This window comes from Streptococcus sp. A11 (assembly GCF_043674225.1).
GTDB classification, from domain to species: Bacteria; Bacillota; Bacilli; order Lactobacillales; family Streptococcaceae; genus Streptococcus; species Streptococcus suis_V.
The window spans coordinates 94,154-114,984 of sequence record NZ_JBIMJS010000004.1 but is presented as its reverse complement, the minus strand read 5'-3'; the positions used below and the strand labels follow the sequence as shown (position 1 = coordinate 114,984).

Here is a 20,831-nt window from a genome sequence, read left to right as displayed (position 1 = left end):
CTGCTATTTTCAAAAAAAGCCAGCTTTCGCTGACTGTTACTTTAACTTATTCTGCTTTTGGCAAGATGAGGTTGAGGACGATACCTACAATGGCTGAGAGGGCTGTTCCTGAAAGGGTAATGGCACCGATGTTAAGAACTGCTCCACCAAGACCCAATACCAGCATCGAACTTGCGATAATCAGGTTGCGGACTTGACCGAAATCAACACGGCTCTCAATCAAAACTTTCAAACCGTTTGAGGCGATAACCCCGTAAAGTAAGATAGACATACCACCAAGAACGGCACTTGGAATGGTTGAGATAAGGGCTGTAAATTTACCCAAGAATGAGAAGGCAATGGCAATCAGGGCTGCGTTACGGATAACAGATACTGATGCGATGCGGGTCATACCGATAACCCCTGTGTTTTCACCGTAGGTCGTGTTGGCAGGTCCACCGATAAAGGCTGATACGGCAGTCGCCACACCGTCACCAATCAAGGTACGGCTGAGACCTGGATCTTTCAAGAACTGGCGGCCACAGATTTGGCTGAGAACCGTGTGGTCTCCGATATGTTCTGCGATGGTCACCACTGCGATTGGCAAGATGGCAATCATTTCTGGACCAAAGTAGAAATTGTAGGATTTGAAAGTACCTGTTTCAAATGGTAGGTAGAAACCTGGTAATTCAAACCAAGCCGCTTCCAGAACAGGTGTGAAATCAACTAGTCCAAGGAAGATGGCAATCACATAACCACCGACGATGGCAATCAAGAAAGGAACAATCTTGGCGAAGCCTTTCCCTTTGGTATTGACAAAAGCAGCAATCAAGAAGGTCGCGATCGCCGCTACGACATTTCTCCAGTCACCGTCTGCGACAAAGCCTGCCGAAGTCACAGCAGAGTTGGCAAGACCAAGTCCAATCACGATAATCATAGGACCGATGACAATCGGTGGCAAGAGGCTATCAATCCACTTAGTCCCGATTACTTTGACAAGTGCAGCGATTAAGACGTAAATCAAACCAACGAAGAGAATACCTGTCTGAGCAGCTGACACATCGCCACCCATTTCTTTAATAGCAAGTGCCATAGCAGAAATGTAGGCAAAGGATGAACCCAAGTAAACCGGCACCTTGAACTGGGTTGCCACTTGGTAAATCAGAGTTCCGACACCTGATGCGAAAAGGGCAACCGAAACTGGCATACCGAGAATCAAGGGCACCAAGATTGTCGCACCAAACATGGCGAATACGTGCTGGAAACTCAACAAAATCCCTTGAAGAGGGGCTGGTTTCTCATGGACATCAAACAAAAGATTGGCTTTTGTACTCATAAATCTCCCATTCTGGGCACACAAAAAGACCCAGACTTTCTAAATATACATAGTCATAGGCCCTTAATGAATTATCCTGTTGTCTTTCTCACCTCACGGGATGAGTTTAAAAACCTACGCTTTTGGTATTGTAACACAAAAGTTCGGATTTTGGCAAGAAATTTTATAAAATTTTATTTTTTAGGAAAATAGCAGAGCAGAAAAGGCGAACTCAATTGTCTATTCAAACTCTTCTTCCAATTCTTTTTCCACCTGCTTCTGACGGTAGCTATTTACCCAAGATACTATGTTCAGCAATAGCAGAACAAGACAGGTCATAGAAATAAAGAATGTTAAAACGACTACCCAAAAATGTCCATCCCAAATACCAGTATAATGATGACCATAGGTCTGGTAATTGGTCCAAGCCATTACAATTGTTGTGCCACCAATTCCCCCTCCTAGATAAAGGTAACCTTTCCAAGCTGACCCATGCTCCATATCAAGCCCCTTCCTCCAATAACCGTAAAAGAGATAGACCGAAACAACCAACATGGCAACCAGTTCAAAAACATAGGTCTCAAAAGACCACTTTAAAACCACACTCTTGAGAAGAAATGAGAGAGGCAAAAGAATATTCATGGCCCTGCCCACCCAAGCAAAGACTTGGTTTTCTTCTTGTCGAACACGTTCATCAGTCACAATTTTTTTCATTAGTTGGTTCCTCCCAAAATAATTGATCTAAACTTTTCCCTAAACAGTGGCAAATCGATAGACAGAGACTAAGACTGGGATTGTATTTCCCCGCCTCAATCAGACCGATGGTCTGGCGGGTCACTCCGATAGCCTCCGCTAAGTCCCCTTGGGTCATATCTTTTTCTACACGAGCCAGCTTAAGCCGTATGTTCTTCATATCATAGCCTTCCTCCTTTCGTATTTATATAGTTATATTATATACTATATTTTCTATTTTGCAACATATATATTACATTTTGTTTGGTTTTTTTAACAAAAAAGAAGGCAGCCTTGCCTTCTTAAAATATTTAATCTTGACTTATCCCGCACTCTTAATCCGTTTCTTAATCTTCTGACTAAACTCAATCATCCTCCGCTTTTCTTCTGGCCAGATTTTAGTCACACGGTCCACGGCAATAATAAACACAATGACCACCGCATAGTCTTTGGCACTATCAATCACACCCAAGTTTTCCAAAATGGTCAAGATCAAGTAAAAGCTAAACAAGATGGTCCGTTTGGGTAGAGCCATCAGAAGTTCAACTCCAGCCTTATAGCCCAGATAAATCTGCCGATTAAGCCCCCTGGAGCGTTCCAAACGACGATTTAGAAAGGAACGGATACGACTATAAAACCAGTCGGACGTAAAAAAGAGGGACTGAATGGCGATAGCAATAAGCGCCAGATTGTTAGCATGTTTTTCAGTCATACCAGACACTCTGGCAATGATGTAAGTCCAATCCCCATTATCAATCCACATCCAAATCGAGAGATATACAACAGCACTTGCTACAACAAGCAAGGGAAGAGCACGAAGGTATTTAAGCATGAGCAACTACTCCACTATCTTTTTTTCTATTATCAACCAAGAAACCAAACAAGTCAAGAAAAAAGAAGGAGACATCCCCCTCTTAAAACTTCCCTAGATTGGTCAAGTCTTTTTTGTCTGGCATAACTTCCTTGTTGTCCCAATGCTCGACAATTTTTCCGTCTTTGAGGCGGTAGATGTCAAAGTGGGCGTAGTCCTGACCCGCAATCCAGACTTTCGAGTAAGCCACCACATAGTCACCCTGTCCCATCACCTTGAAGACAAAGTCGTAGTTGACTTGATTGTCGACAAGATAGTCCTTATAGGCCGCACCGCCTTGGGCGATCTCTTGGTTGTGCTGAATCAGGTCCGCTGCCACATAGTCGTTAAACTTCTCGATTTCACCATTTTGAAGGACATCGACCAAGAAACGACGGACGGTTTTCTTGTTATCCTCGGTCTTATCTAGGTCAGTCAACTCAAAGTCTGCATAAAAAGGGTCTGTTTCACCAATGGTTTTTGGATAGGCATCGATGACATCCCAATGCTCGACGATACGGCCGTTTTCATCTGAACGGAAAATGTCCGCCGTCACCCACTCATCCTCACCGTCATTGAGTTTCTGGTGGACATGGACAAAGACAAAATTTCCGTCTTCAATGGCACGAACAATATTTATTTCCCGCTTGGGATTGCGTTTGAAAAAGTCCTCAAAGAAAGCCGCAAAGCCCTCTTTTTCATCCGGCACACCTGTACTATGCTGGGTGTAAGTAGCACCCATATAGTGCTCATGAACTTCCTTGATTTCCCCGTCGCGAATGCCACGGAGGTAAAGATTTTTAGCATTTTCTAGTTGATGTGACATGATTTTCTCCTATTTCAGTAGATTTTCTTTCTCGAGGTATTCCCTCGCCACTTGCTCTGCCGACTTGCCTTCCACATCGACCGCATAGTTCATCTGGGTCATTTCCTCGGTCGATATTTTGCCCGAAAGAACCCCAAAAACTTGCTCCAACTCAGGGTATTTGTCTAGGGTTTCTTTGGTCAATATCGGAGCGGCCTGATAAGGTGGGAAAAGCTGTTTGTCGTCTTCCAGGATTTTCAGCTTGTAAGAAACAATCTTGCTATCCGTTGAGTAGGCATCAACTAGCTGCACATCTCCATTTTTAATGGCTTGGTAGCGAAGGGCAGGCTCCATGGTTTTGACATTGAGATTGAGCCCATAAAGATTGGTCAGACCGATATTCCCGTCCTCACGGTCATTAAACTCCAAAGAGAAGCCTGCGACAGCAGTCTGCTGCACTTTTGCCAAATCCGAAATCTTTTCAAGACCATGATCTTGAGCGTAGTCTTCCGTCACTGCCACAGCATAGGTATTTTGAAAATCCGTCGGTGCTAGGTAAACCAAGCCATCCTGTTCCAAAATCGCTTCTTTTGCATAGGTATAAACCTCCTCAGGATTGTTGGACAGGTCAGACGGTGGACTAGTCAAAAGAGTGGTCGTAATGGTACCAGTGTACTCTGGATAAACATCAATCGAGCCAGACTTGAGGGCTTCATAGAGGAAGCTGGTCTTGCCAAAGTTTGGCTCCAGCTCTACCTCGATATCCGTCTTGTCTTCAATTAAGAGTTTGTACATATTGATGAGGATTTCAGGCTCGGCACCCAATTTCCCAGCGATGACCAGCTTTTTCGATGACGATTGATTAAACGGCACATAGCTGACTCCGACAGCCAAGAGAGTCACCAAGAGAGCCGCCAGAATGGTCCGTGGCTTCTTATCCTGCAAGAACTTGATGACCGAGCCAAAGAGGATTGCCAAGACGGCCGACGACACCGCCCCAATCAAAATCAGGGCTGAGTCATTACGGTCAATTCCCAAGAGGATAAAAGAGCCCAAACCGCCTGCACCGACCAAGGCAGCAAGCGTTGCCGTTCCAATAATCATAATGGACGCCGTCCGAATACCAGACATGAGAATAGGCATGGCCAGAGCCAACTGAAACTTACGCAGTTTTTCTAGCTTGGTCATCCCAAAGGCTGTCGCAGCCTCTTCCAGCGAGGGATCGATTTCCGAAAGTCCGGTCAAAGTCCCCTGCAAAATGGGGAAGATGGCATAAATAACCAGGGCCACCACCGCAGGCAGCGTTCCGATACCCATAAAAGGAATGAAGAGCCCCAGCAGTGCCAAGGACGGAATGGTCTGGAAAACGCCTGTGACCTGCAAACTCCACTCGGTCAGCTTTTTCTTGTTAGACAAGACCAAGCCCAGTGGCACCGCAATGGCAATAGCAATAATTAAGGCCAGAAGGGAAATCCGCAGGTGCTCGAAGAGGGCTGTCAGCCAGTCCGCCTTGCGTTCCAGAAAGGTTGTTATCAACTGATCCATTAGGCACCTCCCCGATTTTTCATAAATTCAACAACAAAGTCATTAGCAGGTTGGTTGCGGAGTTCATCAGGCGTGCCCAACTGGACTACCTCACCTGCCCTCATCAAGCAAATACGGTCTGCCAGCTTAACCGCCTCGTCCATATCATGCGTGACGAAAACCGTTGTCATCTTGAATTCCTCATGCAAGTCCTTGATCAAGTCCTGCAACTGCCCCTTGCTGATCGGGTCCAAGGCTGAGAATGGCTCATCCATAAGCAAGACCTTGGGATTGGCAATAATAGCCCGCAAAATCCCAATCCGCTGCTTTTCTCCCCCAGACAAGTCCTTGGGCAGACGGTCCAGATAACTGTCTGGATCCAAACCTACCTTGGTCAAGAGCTCTCTAGATTTTTTCAAGGTTTCTTCCTTGTTCAAACCCTTCATCTCAGGAATAAGAGCAATATTTTCAGCCACTGTCATATTTGGAAATAAAGCAATCTGTTGCAGGACGTAGCCAGTTTCCAAGCGTAGCTCACGCAGGTCAAAGTCTTTCAGCCGCTTGCCCTGAATCCGAATATCTCCATCTGTCTGCTCAATCAGGCGGTTGATCAGTTTCAGCGTCGTTGTTTTTCCGCTCCCGCTTGGTCCAATCAGGACAAAGAATTCTCCCTCTTGAATGTCAAAGGTCAAATTCTTCAAGATTGGTCCGTTGACCTGATAGGTCAAGGACACATTTTGGTACTCAATCATTGGTTTCTCCTCCTAAGATTTCCGTCAAGACCTGTCCATAGCGACCAAAGAGGTCCAGTAACTGCTCCTGTTCTTCCAAGCTGAACTGGGACAGGGCTGTTTTTTCCGCTTCTTCCAAGGGGTCCAAAATCCGACAGGCATAGACACGGCCAGCCTCGGTCAATTTGACCTTCTTATGCCGTTTGTCTGCTGGATTTTCCTCAAAAAAAACATAGCCCTTATCCAGAAATTTCTTAATGGTGGCATTGACCACCTGCTTACTAGAGTAAGTCTTCTTACTGACCAAATTCTGTGTCACACCTCCGGGATGATAATAGAGCCACATAAGGATCGATAGGCACTTGCCGTTTAGCCCCTGTCGCCGTGCATAACCCTCGTAGAGCCCGACCTGCTGGTCAAAGATACGGGCCAAGTCTTTACTCCGCGGTCTCAATTCTGTCATCGTCGCTCTGCTCCTGTAATTAGTCATTTTTTTTACTATTTTACCAGAAAAAGTAAGATAGTCAATATTATTGACCATCTTTTCTCCTCACATATACCCGTAAAATTCCCTGCGGACCACTGCCGAATGCACCCAGTTAATCAAGGTGGTGAAATCGAAGACTGGCAGGCCAGTTGCTCGGTGGAGAGCCGCCGCATAGGGAGGCAGGTCACTACATTCCAGCAAAATCGCCCCAATTTCTGGATGATTGGCACGTAATTCCTGCACAACTGCGATTAGATCCGCCTTCAAGCGACCGTTGTCCAGATAAGGCTTGTTGTAGCGGATAGGAGCAAAGCTCTCCAAGCTACCAATTTCCTTGACAATACAGTCTGAAATAGAGGCATTGGCCTTGGCGAAGAAATCTGCATTGGCCCCCTCTCCGTCTGCTACCAGAACCGCAATCTTCTGGTCTGGCTTGAGCCCCATTTTAATCAAGGGAATCTGAAGAACGCTGGACAGATAGACAGGAACCGCTACCGCATCCCGCACCTGCTCCTGAAAATGATTGAAATAGCCACAGGCACCGACAATAGCCCGCACACCCTTTTTCTCCAGCTTCTTAGCAGCCTCAATGACCATGTCCAACAATTTCTCCTCACCATTGAAGAGGTCTTCTATTTCCAAAACAATGTCCTCATAGACGACCGGGAAGGAGAAGGTGGTCGCATTGGCAACATTGCCCGGTAATTTGACATAGTTAAAGTCAATGGTAATAATTCCAATGGAAAATCCTGCCACAGAAGCATCCTGCACCTGATAAAACTGGTCCAGCTGCCCTGCATTCTCAATACTCGCTCTGAAATGTGTCATTTATACCTCCCGCTCTCGAAAGAGTCCTGTTTCCAAGTAAGCCAAGGTCTCTTCCTTACTCAAATGGGCCAAATCCAAGTCTTCCAAGGTCAAGCCTTCTTCAAAAAATTTTCGACCTGTCATGACGGAGCCCAAGACAATCATACTATCAATAACTGGAGTGGCCACCCCGTATTTCTTACCTAATTCATGATAGATATGGCAACCAACAGGCACATCCTCTGTCACATAGCGGTCCTGAATGGTGAAGGGGCCAGTCCCATAAGCCATCGGAAACTGCTGGTCGAAGGGAACAATGCAGTCATCACCCATATACTCTGGACCCAAAATACTGGTCCGCGACAAAAAATTCTCCTTGGGATAACGAAGCAAATCAACACCAATCGCCTCCGCCAGCTGCACCTGTTCTAGATAGAAGGCATATTGCACTTCTGCCACGGATTCACTGTAAGCGTGCGAATAGATCGAGTACTGGAGCGGATCATTTCCACCGAAAATCCGACCAAAATTCTCCATCACGCTAGCTCCCAAAATCGTACCAGGACAATGCAGGACTGGATTGACATTGCTAAAACCAACATCCAAAACGGTCTGTCCGCCCGTCACACCATCCCCTTCCGTAATGGCATCAAAAGCTCCAATCGCCTGCGAACTTTCTAGGAAGAGTTCTTGGTCGGTCATGGGCAGAGCTGCACCCCGAAGCGTAATGGCCCGATATTTTAACTCGATTTTAGGCGTCATGACCCCGCCCTCCCTGACAATTCGGGCTCCATAAGGGGCACTGGTCCAGCCACCGACAATCACCTGCTTCTGACAACCCAACTCTCTCATCTTCTTACGAAGTTTCAAACTGCCAAAATTATCTGGAATGATATGAACAATCATCCCATCTTCTAAGACAGGCACCAAGGCTTCAAAAAATTGGTCATGGGCAATGGACGGCACCGCCACAATGACAATTTTAGCTCCCGCAACAGCCTCTTCAATGCGGTCTGTCACCAGATCAAAAAAGGCACGGCCGCTACGTTCAAAACCGTAAAGACTATTTTGTCCTCCTGTCAAGGTAATCCCTGTTTTTTCTATATTCTTTAGTGTATCTTTTGCAAATTCCGGCAAGTCAAATAAATGCACACGATTCCCAGCCAATTTAGAATCCGCTCCTACAGCCTTTCCAACCGCACCTGCTCCCAAAATCGCAATCGGTGCTTGTTTCCATTCTTCTACTGACATAAATTCCTCCAATAGTCGTTTCTTCCTAGTATACCAAAACCAAATTCTCTCGGCCAATAGCAAAAAATTATAACTATCTATAAGAATAGACTATCACGAGGATAGCCTATTTCATCTTATTTTTCTTTCAAAACAACATTAAGTAAGAGAGCTGCCAAGGTTCCTGTTGAAATACCAGATGAGAAGACCATTTGAAGAGCTGATGGCAGATGACTCAATAATTCTGGACGAACGGTCACTCCAATCCCAAGCGCAAAGGCAATGGAAATAATCAAGAGCTCACGGTCCCCAATTTTAATCGTTGCAAGAGTCTTAATTCCTTGGGCAGCTACCAAACCAAACATGATAATGCCAACACCACCAAGAACAGGTTGGGGCATGATGGAAATCAAGGCAGATAATTTTGGAAAGACACCAAGTAAAGTAAGAATAATACCCGCAAGAATCATAACATGACGACTAGCAACTTTTGTCAGAGTAATGAGGCCAACGTTCTGTGAGAAGGCTGTATTTGGACCAGCCCCAAAAACACCGGCAATCAAGGAACCAACACCATCGGCTAGCACACCATTTGCTGCCCGATCAGAAGAAATCTTTTGATTTGACGCTTCTCCAATGGCCATCATAATTCCCACCGTTCCAATCAAAGATACGACATAGGCTGGAATGAAGGCTAGAATAGAAGATAGGTCAAACTTTACACCGTAATGGAAAATTTTAGGAAGAGCAAACCAGGCTGCTTCTCCAACAGCCGATAAATCAACTTTCCCAAGAAAAATACACAAGATGTAACCAAAAAACATCCCAAAGAAGACAGAGGCTGTTTTTAGCATGCCTTTGCCATAGTGATTTAAGGCTAAAGTGAAAACCAAGACGATAAAGGCAATGCTGATATTTTCAACAGAAGCATAGTCTGCTGCACCAACTCCACCAGCTGCCCAGTCCATACTGACTGGCATGAGAGTAATACCGATGAGGGATACAACAGTTCCTGTAATCAATGGCGGAAAGAAGCGCATCAAGGGTTTGACAAAACGACTGAGAGCAATCTCTACAAATGAACCAGCAATGGTTGCACCCACGATACCAGCAATTCCCAACTGACTACCAACGCTGATAGCTGGATTGGCAAAGGTAAAGTCCGTCCCCATCATACCAGAGACACGTGAACCTACTGGGCCAATACCTTTCGATTGCAAAATGGTGGCAATACCAGCAACAAAGATTGAAGCCGATACCATAATAGACGTATCTTCTACCGATAATCCCAAGGCACTTGCAACGACAAGAGGCACTGCGATGATTCCTGCAAAAGCTGCTAAAATATGCTGAAAAGCAAGCAAAACAGCCATCCCTTTTGGTGGTTGTTGATCAATTCCGTATAGCATTTCGGAAGAATGTTCATTTGTTATTTTCTGAGACATGATTTCTCCTTTGTGTTCAATTCTTATCCTCAGTTCAACAAAAAGAACACTCCAAATCAATACAATTATAAAAAATAAATAAGAAACATTCGTTTTTTATTGTAAATCAGTGGATTTCAACATCATTTTACAAACATCATGTTCTTTTTTCCGATAATTGCTGATTTTATGCTATACTGATAATAAGAAAATTCTGGAGGAAAATTGTAAATGAAAGCATTGGAAGAACGCATTTTAAAAGATGGTCAGGTATTAGGAGAAAATATCTTAAAAGTTGACTCATTTTTGACCCATCAGGTTGATTTTGGCTTGATGAAGGAAATGGGGCAGGTCTTGGCAGATGCCTATCGCTCCAAGGACATTACAAAGGTCGTCACCATTGAAGCTTCAGGCATTGCTCCAGCTGTTTATGTTGCTGAAAGTTTAGAAGTTCCGATGATTTTTGCTAAAAAGCATAAAAATATTACTATGACCGAGGGCATTTTGACGGCAGAGGTCTATTCCTTCACCAAACAAGTCACTTCGACCGTCTCCATCACCAGCAAATTCCTCAGTCCAGAGGACAAGGTGCTGATTGTCGATGATTTCTTGGCCAACGGACAGGCAGCCAAGGGCTTGATTGACATTATCCAGCAAGCGGGCGCTACCGTGGTCGGTGTCGGCATTGTCATCGAAAAATCCTTCCAAGACGGGCGTCAACTGCTCATTGATGCCGGCGTTCCTGTCACATCTCTGGCTAGAATTGACCGTTTTGAAAATGGACAGGTCGTCTTTGCACCAGCAGATATTTAAACTAGAAATCGGTTGTTCTGACCGATTTTTTTCTTTTGTTTTGGCAAATGGCAGAGCTTCCTAGACGACTTGCTCTGTTTATTTTTTATCCTTTTTTAATAAAAATATATCATTTTTCATTATTTTTTTATTGAAATTCGATAAATTCTGTGGTATGCTAGAGAAAAATCACAAAGGAGTTTTTATGTCACAACCACATCCGACCTATGAAGACTGGAGTATCAGTCTGACCAAAACTTGTTTAATCCTTCTTTTCTTGGCCTCCATCCTGCTCATGTGCACGGGTACATGGGTAGTTGATTTGGTTATCATCTACCCTTCTCCTTTGCTCCAAGGAGACACGCGCTACCTGACCCTGCTGATTTTCGGTTATCTTTTGGGCTTTTTGGCGCTGATTTTCCTCTTCCATCTCTACCAATTGGTGGCGCGCATCGGGAAAAATCAAGTATTTGTCGCAGAAAATGTCCGCAGTTTACAAGTCTTGGGCTGGGAAATGGCGCTTGCTACCCTGATTTCATTCGGTCTGGGGGTCACTTGCTACGTGCCCATGCTCTTAATTACAGTTGCTGGTCTCGCCTTGACCTTGGTCATTCGCGTTGTTCGCAATGCCTTTGGTAAAGCCGTCGAACTGCAAGATGAAGTCGACTATACGATTTAAGGAGGGCTTATGATACAAATCAATTTAGATATTATTATGGCTCAAAAGCGGATTAGCGCCGGTCGTCTGGCAGAATTGATTGAGCTGACGCCTGCCAACCTGTCGATTTTGAAAAATAACAAGGCCAAGGCCATCCGTTTTTCAACCTTAAATGCCCTCTGCCGTGAATTGGGCTGCCAACCGGGGGATATTTTAGAATATGTCCCCGATGAGGAGGATGAACATGAAGGTTAAAAGCATTTCTGACCAGACCATTTCCCCAATCAATCCCGCTCTTTCCCCGACAAAGAACCGGATTGCCCAGCTGACTCCGGCTGAAAGACAGGTCTTTAACACTGGACGCTGGCTCAGCTACCTACTGGCCTATCTCTATATCTATATTTTCTTCGATTACCAGCCTCGACTTCTCCTTCTCTTTAGCTTGGGAATGATAGCGCTGGTGGAGCTCGGACAATTTTTATCCACGGAAAAAAGATTAAACAAGCCTAACTTAGAAAGTATCATCTTTGCCACCTCCTGCCTGCTGCAAGCCTTAGCCCTATCGATTTGGGACTTTCGCGAATCGATTGAGATGTTACAACTGCTAGCTCTCCACACCGGTTTCGTCTGTTATGTTCTCGCACGAAATGGTTGGCTGGCACAAGGACGAATTGGTGTTCTCTTCTGGTATGATGTGCTACAAGGTTTTATACTCTTGCCCTTCAAACACTTCTTACTTCGCCTGCATTTTGCGACTTTTAAAGAAGATAAACCAGAACAGACCGGACAATCACTTGCCCGCTTCCGCTTTATCCTTCTCTTAACTGTCAGCTCCATTCTCACCTTTTTCCTTGTTTACTTTGTTTGGCAGCAGCTGTCGCAGGTATCACAAACCTTCTCTCTAGCAACTGGCGACCTCGGGAAATGGATTGACAATTTCATTCAAGGTTTGCTTTCTGGCTGGGATTTCAATCTCCTTTTCGGACGCTTTATCTTCTCTCTACCTGTCGGTGCTTGGTTATTCGGCTTGGTAGCTGGCAGCTTGCTCTATTATCCGAAAAAATCACTGACCTATTCGCAATTTCAGGACCAACTGAAACCGCTACGTATCTTTCCTACCCTGTCTGTCTATCTCCTACTGGGCAGTTTATTGACCATCTACCTGCTCTTTTTCGTCACCAGTTTGACCGAAATTGGGGATTTGCTGGCACTCAATGGCATTTCTCCTCAGACTGCCTCGACAGTTGCCGTTACAGGTTTTTGGCAATTGGTCCGGGTCTGCTTGGTCAACTTTGCAGTCTTAGCAGGGGCCTATATCTTTGCGGACAAACCACTCTGGGAGCGAAAAAGCACCCGCTTGCTCCTGACCTTGGTCTTTATCAGCGCCAGTCTCTTTGCCCTATTAGCCGCTTGGAAATTGTTTGGCATCTATATCTACCTCTACGGACCAACACCCCTGCGACTCCTATCAGGTTGGTTCATTACCGTTCTGATTGTTTGGTGCGCTTTGGCTCTCATCCGTTTCCACAAACCTATCCAAGCCATCCGCTACGCCATCTTCTATGCCCTCATCAGTTTTACCCTCTTGACCTATCTCCATCCCATTATTTTGGGATAAAGAAAAATCTGCCAGTGAGCAGATTTTTTTCATTTACTTCAAAGTAGGCATAGAAGCCACAGAATTTACAGCTCCACTCCGAATCCTTCCAAACTGGTCAACTCCTCCACTGTCAACCTTCTGTAATCTCCCAGAGCCAATTGCGAATCCAAGCGCAAGGGTCCCATGGACAAGCGTTGTAAATCCGTAACCGTCTTACCACGCGCCTGCACCATACGTTTGACCTGGTGAAATTTGCCCTCTCGAATCGTGATGCGGACGGTAGATTGATTTTTTTCCTCATCTAGGGCAAGAATCTCCAGCTTGGCTGGTTGACAGGCAAAATCTTTCAGCTCAATCCCATTTTCAAAAGCAAGCCTATCTGCCTCATCCATGATTCCGTCAATCTGAGCTTGATAGATCTTATCCACGTGTTTCTTGGGCGACAGCATGACATGAGCCAAAGGACCATTATTGGTCAAGAGCAGGAGTCCGTGGGTGTCAATGTCTAGTCGCCCAACTGGAAAAACTTCCTTGTAACGATCCGTGTCATCCAGCAAATCCAAAACCGTCCGATGCCTGTCGTCCTCTGTCGCCGAAATGACGCCCTTGGGCTTGTTGAGTAGATAGTAGACATATTTTTCATGCGTCAATCCTTGACCTGCAACTGCTATCTGGTCAGCCTGCTCATCGATCTGAGCCTTGGGCGACGTCTCCACTTGTCCGTTGACCGTGACTTGCTTGCTTTTCAAGATTTTTTTGACCTCGGTCCGACTGCCGACACCGCAGTCCACCAAAAATTTATCTAATCGCATGACATTTCCTATTTCTATTTACGAATTTGTTTATAAATCAAGCCTGAGCTGATCAAGGCACAGCCAATAGCGTAAATCCCAAAGGCTCCTGTTGGGGTAGGATTGAGCCTTTCCAGATAAGTCGGCAAGATAGCAGATGTCGCACCGCCGATATTGCAGCCCATGAGGACAATGGTCATAACAGCATTGAGCAAGGCCTTGGGTGCACGGTCTGTTACCTGACTAAAGACAATGGTTAGAATGATGCTGTAGAAAAATCCTGACACCATACCACCGAGCCCCAGCATCCAGAGATTATCCGCAAAGGCAATGCCGACAACCGCGAGTCCAAAGACCACGTAGGAAACAGCTAAAAGCCAGCCCTTCAAACGACCAACTAAGCTACTAAAGACCGTCCCTGCTACAATCCCCATGACCTGCATAAGACTGAGAATGAGACTGGCTTGCTGAGCAGTACCAATGCCCTTGGCTAAAACAATCTGAGGAATACGAATGGCCAGAAAGGTATTGACATTGATAACAAAGAAGGCTAAGAATGCCAGATAAATTCCCATCATCCACATGGTCTTATCCAGCTTGACCTTGGGCGCGTTCTCCTCAACCTTTACCTCCATGCGAGCAAGTAATTCTTCCTTGGGAACAAAGAGAAGGAAGAGAGCCAAGATGACCAAGGCAAAAAGGTAGACCAAGAAGGCAGGTTGCCAACCAAATTGAGTCAACCAACCGACAAGAAGAGTTAAGCCTGCGCTTCCCAAAACCTCTGCTGAACCACGCAAGCCCATCATTTTGACCCGTTCCTGACCGGTGAAAAAATTACCGATGATATTAATCGCACGCGCATTGATCAAGCCAATCCCCAAACCAAGCAAGATACGAGCCAACAAAATCAGAGGAAAGGCAGTTAGAAACACCGGTAAAGCACCTCCAATTGCCATTAACAAGAGCCCTGCAATGATAATGTTGCGTTCCGATAAGAAACGGACAACCAAGCCATTCATCAAGAGGGCTACCATAATAGCAAATGATGTCACCGTAATTAAATTTTCCACCTGACCAGCCGCTATTCCTTCCTGAGCAAAATGCTCAATCATCTGCGGAATGGCTGGGGAAACTGCAAATGTCGAAACCAGCATGGTGGATAGGGCCAGCAAACTGGCTTTTTCTAAAATTCTTTTCATTTTTCTCCCTTTCAACGTTCGTCTTTTACTAGTATAGCAAATTCGAGACAGAATAGATAGGTGACTGAGACTTTTATTCTCCTAGATTTCATGCTATACTTAATTTATCGATATCCAAAGGAGAGAATCATGTCTGTTATTGAACGATTGACAAAAGCTGCCCATTTGATTGACATGGATGACATCATCCGTGAAGGGCACCCAACCCTACGCCAGGTCGCTGAAGAAGTTGCATTTCCTCTATCTGATCAGGAAATTATTTTAGGCGAAAAAATGATGCAATTCCTCAAACATTCGCAGGATCCAGTCATGGCTGAAAAAATGAAACTCCGGGGCGGAGTTGGTCTAGCAGCACCTCAGATTGACGTTTCCAAACGCATCATTGCTGTCTTAGTCCCAAATCCAGAAGATGAGGAAGGCACCCCCCCTGCCCAAGCCTACTCCCTCCAAGAGGTCATGTACAACCCTAAAATCGTGGCACATTCTGTCCAAGAAGCTGCGATGGAAGGGGGCGAAGGCTGCTTATCCGTTGACCGCGAAGTCCAAGGTTACGTAGTCCGCCACGCGCGCGTGACTGTTGACTACATGGACAAAAATGGAGAAACACACCGTATCAAACTCAAAGGCTTTAATGCCATCGTGGTCCAACACGAAATCGACCACCTCAACGGTGTCATGTTCTACGACCGCATTGATCCGGAACACCCATTTGCCGTTAAAGAAGGCATGCTGGTGATTGAATAAAGATAAGAAACTGACTGAATCTTTTTCAGCCAGTTTTTCTTTTTCACGAAAATAGCAGAGCTAACTGCCTAAAGACCTCCTGCCCATCCAAAATCAGATCTTGAAAGAGGAGGTAGTCCAGCAGAGCCAGCAAACCAGCTAGTAGGATGAAAACCACTAGGCGATTTGAAAACCGAACTTGCAAAAGATGATTGAGACTGACTAGAACAATTTCCAAGACAAGCAAGCCAAGCACCATCCACAAGAGATAAGGAGCATTGGGAAGGAAGTAAGCCCAGAGTTCTTGCCCTCTCAAAAATTCAAGAAAAATCCCTCTTTCCGAATGCGAAAGCAAGATAAGGCCATCTTCCAGATAACCGATTCCTCCGACTAGACTATTGACTAGGAAAAGACTAACTAGAAAGAGCATTGTAAAACCTAGTGCCTGGCCCAGTCCCAACAACCACTTGGTAAGCAGAACCTTGCGCAAATCCACAGGCTGGGTCTGATAAAGACGCCAGTTTTTTCCAGCAACTTCTACCGCCTTGCCCCGACTGCCAAGCCAAACCGCCAGCAAGAGCACCACCAAATAGGCCGGACCATCAAAGAGAGAGCGCAGACTGCCGATACCTGACAAATCTCTGGAACGGTCCCATGTGGGATCATCTGCTGGAACCAAGGCATCATTAGTATCAAAACGATTTTCCAAGCTAGTCAAAATGACATCCTTGCCCCGCTTAGTTGCAGGCACCCCAGCCTCCATCAGCTGCTGCCAGTAATACTGACTGACCTGATTGCGGGTCTGGTAACGGCGAAGATTGTCCATCGTCTGGCTGGCCCCAATATCACCATTGGCAAAAGCTTTCTCCTCTCTAGCCCATAGATAGACCTGCTCTGACTCCAGCATAGCAAGGTGACTAGCCGGCAGAGCCTTAGGTTTTTCCTGATAAACCTGCCACTGCTTGACATATAGGTCTTTATAGACACGATATTCTTGCAAGAGACCAAGCCTCAGCTCCAACTCCTCCTGATAGCTCACATCCTCTTTGACCAACTGCCTCAGACGGTTGATTTCCGACTGCAAAACCTCCACATATGCCCCATCTTGCTCATAGGACTGGGCAACCAACTCCATCGAAACCCTCTCCTCCTGGGCAACCTCTTGCTTTTGTAGGCCTGTTACTAGGGAAAATAGCAGAGCTAGGAGCAAGTTGCCTAAGACGAGCCCTTTCCAAGAATTAAGCCGACTAAGGATGAGAACATCAAAAGACCAAACCTTGTCCAAACGCCCTGTGTCTAACTCCTTCTGATGACCAACTAGCAAGACCAGCCTTTTCTTTTCTGTCAGCACATAATAAGCAACGAAAAGTCCAATAGTCAGCAGGAGAAAGACATCCACCTCTACAAAGACCTGTGAAAATGCAGCTGTGTCTAAAAAACTCGGAAAGGCCAGCAAGGGAAATACTTGACCTGACCAACCAGCTACTGCACCAGCCTGATAGGAAAGCCCCAGAGCCAACATTAACCCCGTCACCACAAAAGTTAGCCGACTGGCTAACAAGTGGTCCAAAAATCCAAATAACAGGCGAACAGCTAGGAGTAAGATTAGCCAAAAACCAAGCAAGATAAGGCCGTAAAGCCAAGAGCCTATCAACTGACTCTGACCCAACATCTCAAGAGGAGCTTGAAAACTAGATACAGCCAACTGACCTGTCAGCCCATCATAGACTAGGATAAAGAGCAAACCTATCCCCACAGCCAGCAAAAGCGAAAGCAAGGAAGCAACCAAACGCCTCATCCCCTGCAAACTCAGACTATCCCATTGCCGCAACTGCCAAACTTGATGCGCCATTGTCTTTTCTGACAGTTGATTGGCAAGTAGAAAACCAAGCACCAAAAACACAGGAAGAAAACCAAACAAACTTTCTAAGTAAGCTTGAACAATACGCCCTGTTGACCAAGCTTGATTTTCAGGACCATCAGGCAATTGGTAGGCAAGCAACCAATCATTCCATCTGGCCAAACGCTCGACTTCACTAAGCGTCAAGGATTGCCGCGTTTGAAAAAGCTGTCGATTGCGGCTGATAAAATAGTCCAAATCCTGATACATGAGTTTGCGGTAGTTGGGGATAGCTTCAAACTTTCCCTCATCCAAGGCCTGACCGACACTTTCTATATCGGATTTCAAGCCCACCATCCGCTGTGCTTCTTCTGAGCCCTCCTCAATTTTTATATCTGCCAAGACACTGGCCAATTCACTCAGTTCTTTTTTATAGGTTTCCACATAGGTCGCTTGGTGGACTTGGCGCTGAGAAATAGGAAGGTAAGCCAGACCCAGAAAACCCAGCACGAGCAGGCAGTAAAGAGGCGACCTGAGGATTTTCTTGATTTCAAAGTTCAGCCTCATGTCTCCTCACCACCTTCCTCCACGTAGAGATCACGATAGAGGGACTCCATATAGTCGCTGGCTTTTGTAAGACCTACCAACTGCTGGATTGGAATACGATCCAAACAATCCAGTAAATCTCGCTCAGGCAAGAAGATTTCCACCAGACCCTGCTCTGCCTTTTTCCACAAGAGTTGAGGATAATCCCGTAAAAATTCCTGAACCTGCTTGGAGTTTTCCACAGCAAGATGGTAATCATAATCCGCCGTCAACTCCACTTCTGTGGCAATCAACTTGCTGGCCTTGAGGAAATAAACCTGATTAGTCAGCTTCTCAATCTCCGACAAATGGTGGGAAGAAAGCAAAATGGCAACCCCTTCTGCTTGTAGGTTTAGAAGAAATTCCCGCTGCTGGATGATATTGGTCGGGTCCAAGCCGATATGGGGTTCATCCAGCAACAAGAGCTTGGGCTTGGGAAGGACAGCCATGGCAAAGAGCAACTTCTGCTTCATGCCCATGGAATAGCCAGCCACCCGCTTTTTGACATAGTAGCCCATCCCCAATTCTTCCACCAATGCATCCACTTCCTTTTTCCCCAGCTTGTGGGTGGCAGCCACATAGGTCAGATGGTCGTAACCCGTCAACTGTTGATAAAGGGCTTGGGCATCCAACATGACAGACATATCTTGAAAAATCGCGCGGTCACTATTGGGACGACCATTGATGGTTACCGACCCACGATCAGCGGTTTCTGTATTGCTGATGATATTCAGGAGGGTGGATTTCCCCACACCATTGGGACCGACTAGGGCAACCAAGTCCCCCGCTTGCAGCTCAAAGGACACATAGGACAAGACCTGGTGGGCACCATAGCGTTTACAGATATCACGAACTTTTAACATAGAAACTCCTTTCTTAGGGAAATGGCAGAGCGGTACAGCAGACTTTCATCAGCTTATTTTCTATATACAAAAAACAATATTTCAATATTATTATGATATACTATTTTTATAAAGTTAATTCGTTTTGTTGCAAATAATCACATTTTTTCAAGGAGTAAGTTATGCGGTGGGATTACGGAAGTGTGTATAAGAGCATTCGGAAAAGTAAGCATTTAAGTCAGGAGCAGATTTGTGGGGATTTTATCAATCGGACGACCTTGGTTCGCTTCGAGAAAAATCAAACCATTCCTAGCTACGAGCTCATGCGGTTCTTGCTCAAGCAAGTGGATATGACCTTCGAGGAGTTTGAATACCTCTGTAACTACTACCAGCCCAGCCAACGCCAACAACTGCTCTATGATATAGATAATCTCAGAAATCCGACCACTAAGTCCATGGAGGATTTGATAAACCGTTGCCAGGACCACTTGAAAAAAGAACCAGATGATGTTCCTATCCGTCGAAAATGTCAACTTTTAGAAACTGTAGTAGCCGTTCGAAACAGTACTTCTGTCAATCAACTTTCCGACGAGGCTGAAACCCTGTCCAAACTCCTCTGGTCCCAACTAGAAGAATACGACAACTGGTATCATAATGATATTATCTTAGTAGGCACTCTTCTGTCTAAGATTTCTTCACCTGATAGCCTTGAAGAAACTGCCAATCTTCTTCTTAAACGATTGGAAAAATACAAAGATTACAAGAAAATTCAACCCACTATACTGTCACATTATCGTTCACTTTCTTATTTTTTCTTGGAACAAAGACAGTACAGCAAGTCTACTTTTTTTGCCACCAAACTCATGGACCTAGCCAAGAAAGAAAAACGCTATGACCAACTAGCCCGTGCCTATGTCTATCTAGGTATAGCCCAAAACAAACAGGGATTGATTGACAAAGGACTTCAAATCTTAGAACTGACAGACGAGAAAAGGCTAGTCGACAACCTCCAATTTCTTATCAAACAGCACCAAACTGACTGAAATCTTGGTCAGTTTTTTTCTGGTAGAAAAAACGACCCTTTCGGATCGTTCTCAATTATCTTAATAGTATTCCCCTTGTCTATAATCCCAAGAGTTGAAATGGTCAGACAAGTGCATCATGATTTTATCGATGTCCAAACCTTTACGGATGACAACTGGGCATGGGCTGATAGAACGGCTATCTGCACCTTGTTCTGGAATGAGTTTACCATCTTTGTCTACCATAGACACCATAACCCCTTGTTCATAGCGGGTTTCAATGGTCTTGTCTGGCTGGATAGATGCTACATAATCATCCGCCTCGATAATCAAGTCTACCTTAGACGCGATACGCTCACCGATACCTTCTACCTTGCCACGATTTCCCTTACCTGATGGGTTAGCAGATGAAGCGTAGACCATACGGCCTTCTTTTTCCCACATTTCCTTAGCAATCTGCTCGCCAGCCACACCAAACTTGATAACAAAACAAGAAGTACCGCGCACGTCAGTCATCAACTCTTCACGACCATCGCCATAGGCTTGCAATTTAGCGTAAGCCTCTGGTTTCCACGGCAGGATACAACCCAACAAAATGTCCTCATCCCAATGTTTTTGGTAGAAGGCATCAATCTCAGGAGTCAACTGAGCCAACTCACGAAGCTCCTCCATGCTACCACATAGGACAACACCCGGCTTATTACGCTTGCGCTCTTTGGCATCAAACTTCCGCTCCAAACCAGCCTTGTCGGCAGTCATGATAATATAACCAACCTTAGTCGGGCAGACAATCACGCCTCCCTCGCCCTTAATAATGTCAAAACCTTCTTGTGAAAGTGCGCCATCCCAGTGAATTTGTTTCGTCATAATAGTTTCCTCTTTTCTTTTGTTTCAT

General features: G+C 45.4%; 22 protein-coding genes. 6 read left to right on the top strand and 16 right to left on the bottom strand.

The window, feature by feature from the left end; genetic code table 11:
- Window positions 1–46 precede the first annotated feature (46 nt).
- The 11 genes from ACHBIF_RS03775 to ACHBIF_RS03725 form a co-directional block, all read right to left on the bottom strand.
- Window positions 47–1,315: a uracil-xanthine permease family protein gene (locus tag ACHBIF_RS03775; protein ID WP_394718746.1), complete on the bottom strand. Its 1,269-nt coding sequence runs from the start codon at window positions 1,313–1,315 to the stop codon at window positions 47–49.
- A gap of 219 nt (window positions 1,316–1,534) precedes the next feature.
- Window positions 1,535–2,008: a DUF6773 family protein gene (locus ACHBIF_RS03770; RefSeq protein ID WP_394718744.1), complete on the bottom strand. Its 474-nt coding sequence runs from the start codon at window positions 2,006–2,008 to the stop codon at window positions 1,535–1,537.
- Window positions 1,989–2,207, bottom strand: a complete 219-nt coding sequence (locus ACHBIF_RS03765; protein ID WP_024378860.1) for a helix-turn-helix transcriptional regulator — start codon at window positions 2,205–2,207, stop codon at window positions 1,989–1,991. The genes ACHBIF_RS03770 and ACHBIF_RS03765 overlap by 20 nt, the downstream gene beginning before the upstream one ends.
- Before the next feature lie 141 nt (window positions 2,208–2,348).
- A complete protein-coding gene (locus tag ACHBIF_RS03760) occupies window positions 2,349–2,858 on the bottom strand; it encodes a hypothetical protein (protein ID WP_394718742.1) in 510 nt (169 codons plus the stop codon).
- A gap of 82 nt (window positions 2,859–2,940) precedes the next feature.
- On the bottom strand, window positions 2,941–3,702 hold the full coding sequence (locus tag ACHBIF_RS03755) for a nuclear transport factor 2 family protein (protein WP_394718740.1): 762 nt from the start codon (window positions 3,700–3,702) through the stop codon (window positions 2,941–2,943).
- A 9-nt stretch (window positions 3,703–3,711) separates the two neighbouring features.
- Window positions 3,712–5,226 carry an ABC transporter permease/substrate-binding protein gene (locus ACHBIF_RS03750; protein WP_394718738.1) on the bottom strand — a complete coding sequence of 505 codons (1,515 nt, stop codon included), beginning with the start codon at window positions 5,224–5,226 and terminating at the stop codon, window positions 3,712–3,714.
- Window positions 5,226–5,957, bottom strand: coding sequence for an ABC transporter ATP-binding protein (locus ACHBIF_RS03745; protein WP_394718736.1), 732 nt, complete (start codon window positions 5,955–5,957; stop codon window positions 5,226–5,228). The genes ACHBIF_RS03750 and ACHBIF_RS03745 overlap by 1 nt, the downstream gene beginning before the upstream one ends.
- Window positions 5,950–6,399 (bottom strand): MarR family winged helix-turn-helix transcriptional regulator, encoded by a 450-nt coding sequence (locus tag ACHBIF_RS03740; RefSeq protein WP_394718734.1) that lies wholly within the window; start codon window positions 6,397–6,399, stop codon window positions 5,950–5,952. The genes ACHBIF_RS03745 and ACHBIF_RS03740 overlap by 8 nt, the downstream gene beginning before the upstream one ends.
- An 87-nt stretch (window positions 6,400–6,486) precedes the next feature.
- Entirely contained in the window at window positions 6,487–7,251 is a 765-nt protein-coding gene (locus tag ACHBIF_RS03735) for an aspartate/glutamate racemase family protein (RefSeq protein WP_105160300.1), read from the bottom strand.
- On the bottom strand, window positions 7,252–8,481 hold the full coding sequence (locus tag ACHBIF_RS03730; RefSeq protein ID WP_257117120.1) for an NAD/NADP-dependent octopine/nopaline dehydrogenase family protein: 1,230 nt from the start codon (window positions 8,479–8,481) through the stop codon (window positions 7,252–7,254). It abuts the gene before it with no gap.
- 116 nt (window positions 8,482–8,597) lie between these two features.
- Window positions 8,598–9,905, bottom strand: coding sequence for a nucleobase:cation symporter-2 family protein (locus ACHBIF_RS03725; RefSeq protein WP_394718731.1), 1,308 nt, complete (start codon window positions 9,903–9,905; stop codon window positions 8,598–8,600).
- Window positions 9,906–10,115: 210 nt separating this feature from the next.
- Here ACHBIF_RS03725 and ACHBIF_RS03720 point away from each other — a divergent pair, with 210 nt between their 5' ends.
- The 4 genes from ACHBIF_RS03720 to ACHBIF_RS03705 all read left to right on the top strand — a co-directional run bounded on the left by ACHBIF_RS03720 (window position 10,116) and on the right by ACHBIF_RS03705 (window position 12,952).
- Entirely contained in the window at window positions 10,116–10,697 is a 582-nt protein-coding gene (locus ACHBIF_RS03720; RefSeq protein WP_394718728.1) for a xanthine phosphoribosyltransferase, read from the top strand.
- Between the two features lie 184 nt (window positions 10,698–10,881).
- Window positions 10,882–11,355 (top strand): DUF2975 domain-containing protein, encoded by a 474-nt coding sequence (locus tag ACHBIF_RS03715; protein ID WP_105111282.1) that lies wholly within the window; start codon window positions 10,882–10,884, stop codon window positions 11,353–11,355.
- A 9-nt stretch (window positions 11,356–11,364) separates the two neighbouring features.
- The gene (locus tag ACHBIF_RS03710; RefSeq protein ID WP_105111283.1) at window positions 11,365–11,589 is read left to right on the top strand and encodes a helix-turn-helix transcriptional regulator; all 225 of its coding nucleotides are present in this window, start codon (window positions 11,365–11,367) and stop codon (window positions 11,587–11,589) included.
- On the top strand, window positions 11,579–12,952 hold the full coding sequence (locus tag ACHBIF_RS03705; protein WP_394718725.1) for a DUF4153 domain-containing protein: 1,374 nt from the start codon (window positions 11,579–11,581) through the stop codon (window positions 12,950–12,952). The genes ACHBIF_RS03710 and ACHBIF_RS03705 overlap by 11 nt, the downstream gene beginning before the upstream one ends.
- Before the next feature lie 65 nt (window positions 12,953–13,017).
- On the opposite strand, the gene ACHBIF_RS03700 is transcribed toward ACHBIF_RS03705, so the two are convergent.
- Together ACHBIF_RS03700 and ACHBIF_RS03695 are read right to left on the bottom strand one after the other, a co-directional pair.
- On the bottom strand, window positions 13,018–13,746 hold the full coding sequence (locus tag ACHBIF_RS03700; RefSeq protein WP_394718723.1) for a pseudouridine synthase: 729 nt from the start codon (window positions 13,744–13,746) through the stop codon (window positions 13,018–13,020).
- Between the two features lie 14 nt (window positions 13,747–13,760).
- Entirely contained in the window at window positions 13,761–14,924 is a 1,164-nt protein-coding gene (locus tag ACHBIF_RS03695) for an MFS transporter (RefSeq protein ID WP_394718721.1), read from the bottom strand.
- Window positions 14,925–15,053: 129 nt separating this feature from the next.
- On the opposite strand from ACHBIF_RS03695, the gene def reads away from it, so the two are divergent.
- Window positions 15,054–15,668 carry a peptide deformylase gene (gene def, locus ACHBIF_RS03690; RefSeq protein WP_172059196.1) on the top strand — a complete coding sequence of 205 codons (615 nt, stop codon included), beginning with the start codon at window positions 15,054–15,056 and terminating at the stop codon, window positions 15,666–15,668.
- 43 nt (window positions 15,669–15,711) lie between these two features.
- On the opposite strand, the gene ACHBIF_RS03685 is transcribed toward def, so the two are convergent.
- Together ACHBIF_RS03685 and ACHBIF_RS03680 are read right to left on the bottom strand one after the other, a co-directional pair.
- Window positions 15,712–18,054, bottom strand: a complete 2,343-nt coding sequence (locus tag ACHBIF_RS03685; protein WP_394718718.1) for a hypothetical protein — start codon at window positions 18,052–18,054, stop codon at window positions 15,712–15,714.
- Window positions 18,051–18,935: an ABC transporter ATP-binding protein gene (locus ACHBIF_RS03680; RefSeq protein WP_394718716.1), complete on the bottom strand. Its 885-nt coding sequence runs from the start codon at window positions 18,933–18,935 to the stop codon at window positions 18,051–18,053. The genes ACHBIF_RS03685 and ACHBIF_RS03680 overlap by 4 nt, the downstream gene beginning before the upstream one ends.
- A 161-nt stretch (window positions 18,936–19,096) precedes the next feature.
- Here ACHBIF_RS03680 and ACHBIF_RS03675 point away from each other — a divergent pair, with 161 nt between their 5' ends.
- On the top strand, window positions 19,097–19,957 hold the full coding sequence (locus ACHBIF_RS03675; protein WP_394718714.1) for a helix-turn-helix domain-containing protein: 861 nt from the start codon (window positions 19,097–19,099) through the stop codon (window positions 19,955–19,957).
- 60 nt (window positions 19,958–20,017) lie between these two features.
- On the opposite strand, the gene ACHBIF_RS03670 is transcribed toward ACHBIF_RS03675, so the two are convergent.
- Window positions 20,018–20,803: an L-threonylcarbamoyladenylate synthase gene (locus ACHBIF_RS03670; protein ID WP_014638675.1), complete on the bottom strand. Its 786-nt coding sequence runs from the start codon at window positions 20,801–20,803 to the stop codon at window positions 20,018–20,020.
- Window positions 20,804–20,831 lie beyond the last annotated feature (28 nt).

What these genes read in the sequence shown, in the direction of transcription:
- ACHBIF_RS03775 (WP_394718746.1), bottom strand. Translation starts at nt 1,315, where the DNA reads ATGAGTACAAAAGCCAATCTTTTGTTTGATGTCCATGAGAAACCAGCC.
- ACHBIF_RS03770 (WP_394718744.1), bottom strand. Translation starts at nt 2,008, where the DNA reads ATGAAAAAAATTGTGACTGATGAACGTGTTCGACAAGAAGAAAACCAA.
- ACHBIF_RS03765 (WP_024378860.1), bottom strand. Translation starts at nt 2,207, where the DNA reads ATGAAGAACATACGGCTTAAGCTGGCTCGTGTAGAAAAAGATATGACC.
- ACHBIF_RS03760 (WP_394718742.1), bottom strand. Translation starts at nt 2,858, where the DNA reads ATGCTTAAATACCTTCGTGCTCTTCCCTTGCTTGTTGTAGCAAGTGCT.
- ACHBIF_RS03755 (WP_394718740.1), bottom strand. Translation starts at nt 3,702, where the DNA reads ATGTCACATCAACTAGAAAATGCTAAAAATCTTTACCTCCGTGGCATT.
- ACHBIF_RS03750 (WP_394718738.1), bottom strand. Translation starts at nt 5,226, where the DNA reads ATGGATCAGTTGATAACAACCTTTCTGGAACGCAAGGCGGACTGGCTG.
- ACHBIF_RS03745 (WP_394718736.1), bottom strand. Translation starts at nt 5,957, where the DNA reads ATGATTGAGTACCAAAATGTGTCCTTGACCTATCAGGTCAACGGACCA.
- ACHBIF_RS03740 (WP_394718734.1), bottom strand. Translation starts at nt 6,399, where the DNA reads ATGACAGAATTGAGACCGCGGAGTAAAGACTTGGCCCGTATCTTTGAC.
- ACHBIF_RS03735 (WP_105160300.1), bottom strand. Translation starts at nt 7,251, where the DNA reads ATGACACATTTCAGAGCGAGTATTGAGAATGCAGGGCAGCTGGACCAG.
- ACHBIF_RS03730 (WP_257117120.1), bottom strand. Translation starts at nt 8,481, where the DNA reads ATGTCAGTAGAAGAATGGAAACAAGCACCGATTGCGATTTTGGGAGCA.
- ACHBIF_RS03725 (WP_394718731.1), bottom strand. Translation starts at nt 9,905, where the DNA reads ATGTCTCAGAAAATAACAAATGAACATTCTTCCGAAATGCTATACGGA.
- ACHBIF_RS03720 (WP_394718728.1), top strand. Translation starts at nt 10,116, where the DNA reads ATGAAAGCATTGGAAGAACGCATTTTAAAAGATGGTCAGGTATTAGGA.
- ACHBIF_RS03715 (WP_105111282.1), top strand. Translation starts at nt 10,882, where the DNA reads ATGTCACAACCACATCCGACCTATGAAGACTGGAGTATCAGTCTGACC.
- ACHBIF_RS03710 (WP_105111283.1), top strand. Translation starts at nt 11,365, where the DNA reads ATGATACAAATCAATTTAGATATTATTATGGCTCAAAAGCGGATTAGC.
- ACHBIF_RS03705 (WP_394718725.1), top strand. Translation starts at nt 11,579, where the DNA reads ATGAAGGTTAAAAGCATTTCTGACCAGACCATTTCCCCAATCAATCCC.
- ACHBIF_RS03700 (WP_394718723.1), bottom strand. Translation starts at nt 13,746, where the DNA reads ATGCGATTAGATAAATTTTTGGTGGACTGCGGTGTCGGCAGTCGGACC.
- ACHBIF_RS03695 (WP_394718721.1), bottom strand. Translation starts at nt 14,924, where the DNA reads ATGAAAAGAATTTTAGAAAAAGCCAGTTTGCTGGCCCTATCCACCATG.
- def (WP_172059196.1), top strand. Translation starts at nt 15,054, where the DNA reads ATGTCTGTTATTGAACGATTGACAAAAGCTGCCCATTTGATTGACATG.
- ACHBIF_RS03685 (WP_394718718.1), bottom strand. Translation starts at nt 18,054, where the DNA reads ATGAGGCTGAACTTTGAAATCAAGAAAATCCTCAGGTCGCCTCTTTAC.
- ACHBIF_RS03680 (WP_394718716.1), bottom strand. Translation starts at nt 18,935, where the DNA reads ATGTTAAAAGTTCGTGATATCTGTAAACGCTATGGTGCCCACCAGGTC.
- ACHBIF_RS03675 (WP_394718714.1), top strand. Translation starts at nt 19,097, where the DNA reads ATGCGGTGGGATTACGGAAGTGTGTATAAGAGCATTCGGAAAAGTAAG.
- ACHBIF_RS03670 (WP_014638675.1), bottom strand. Translation starts at nt 20,803, where the DNA reads ATGACGAAACAAATTCACTGGGATGGCGCACTTTCACAAGAAGGTTTT.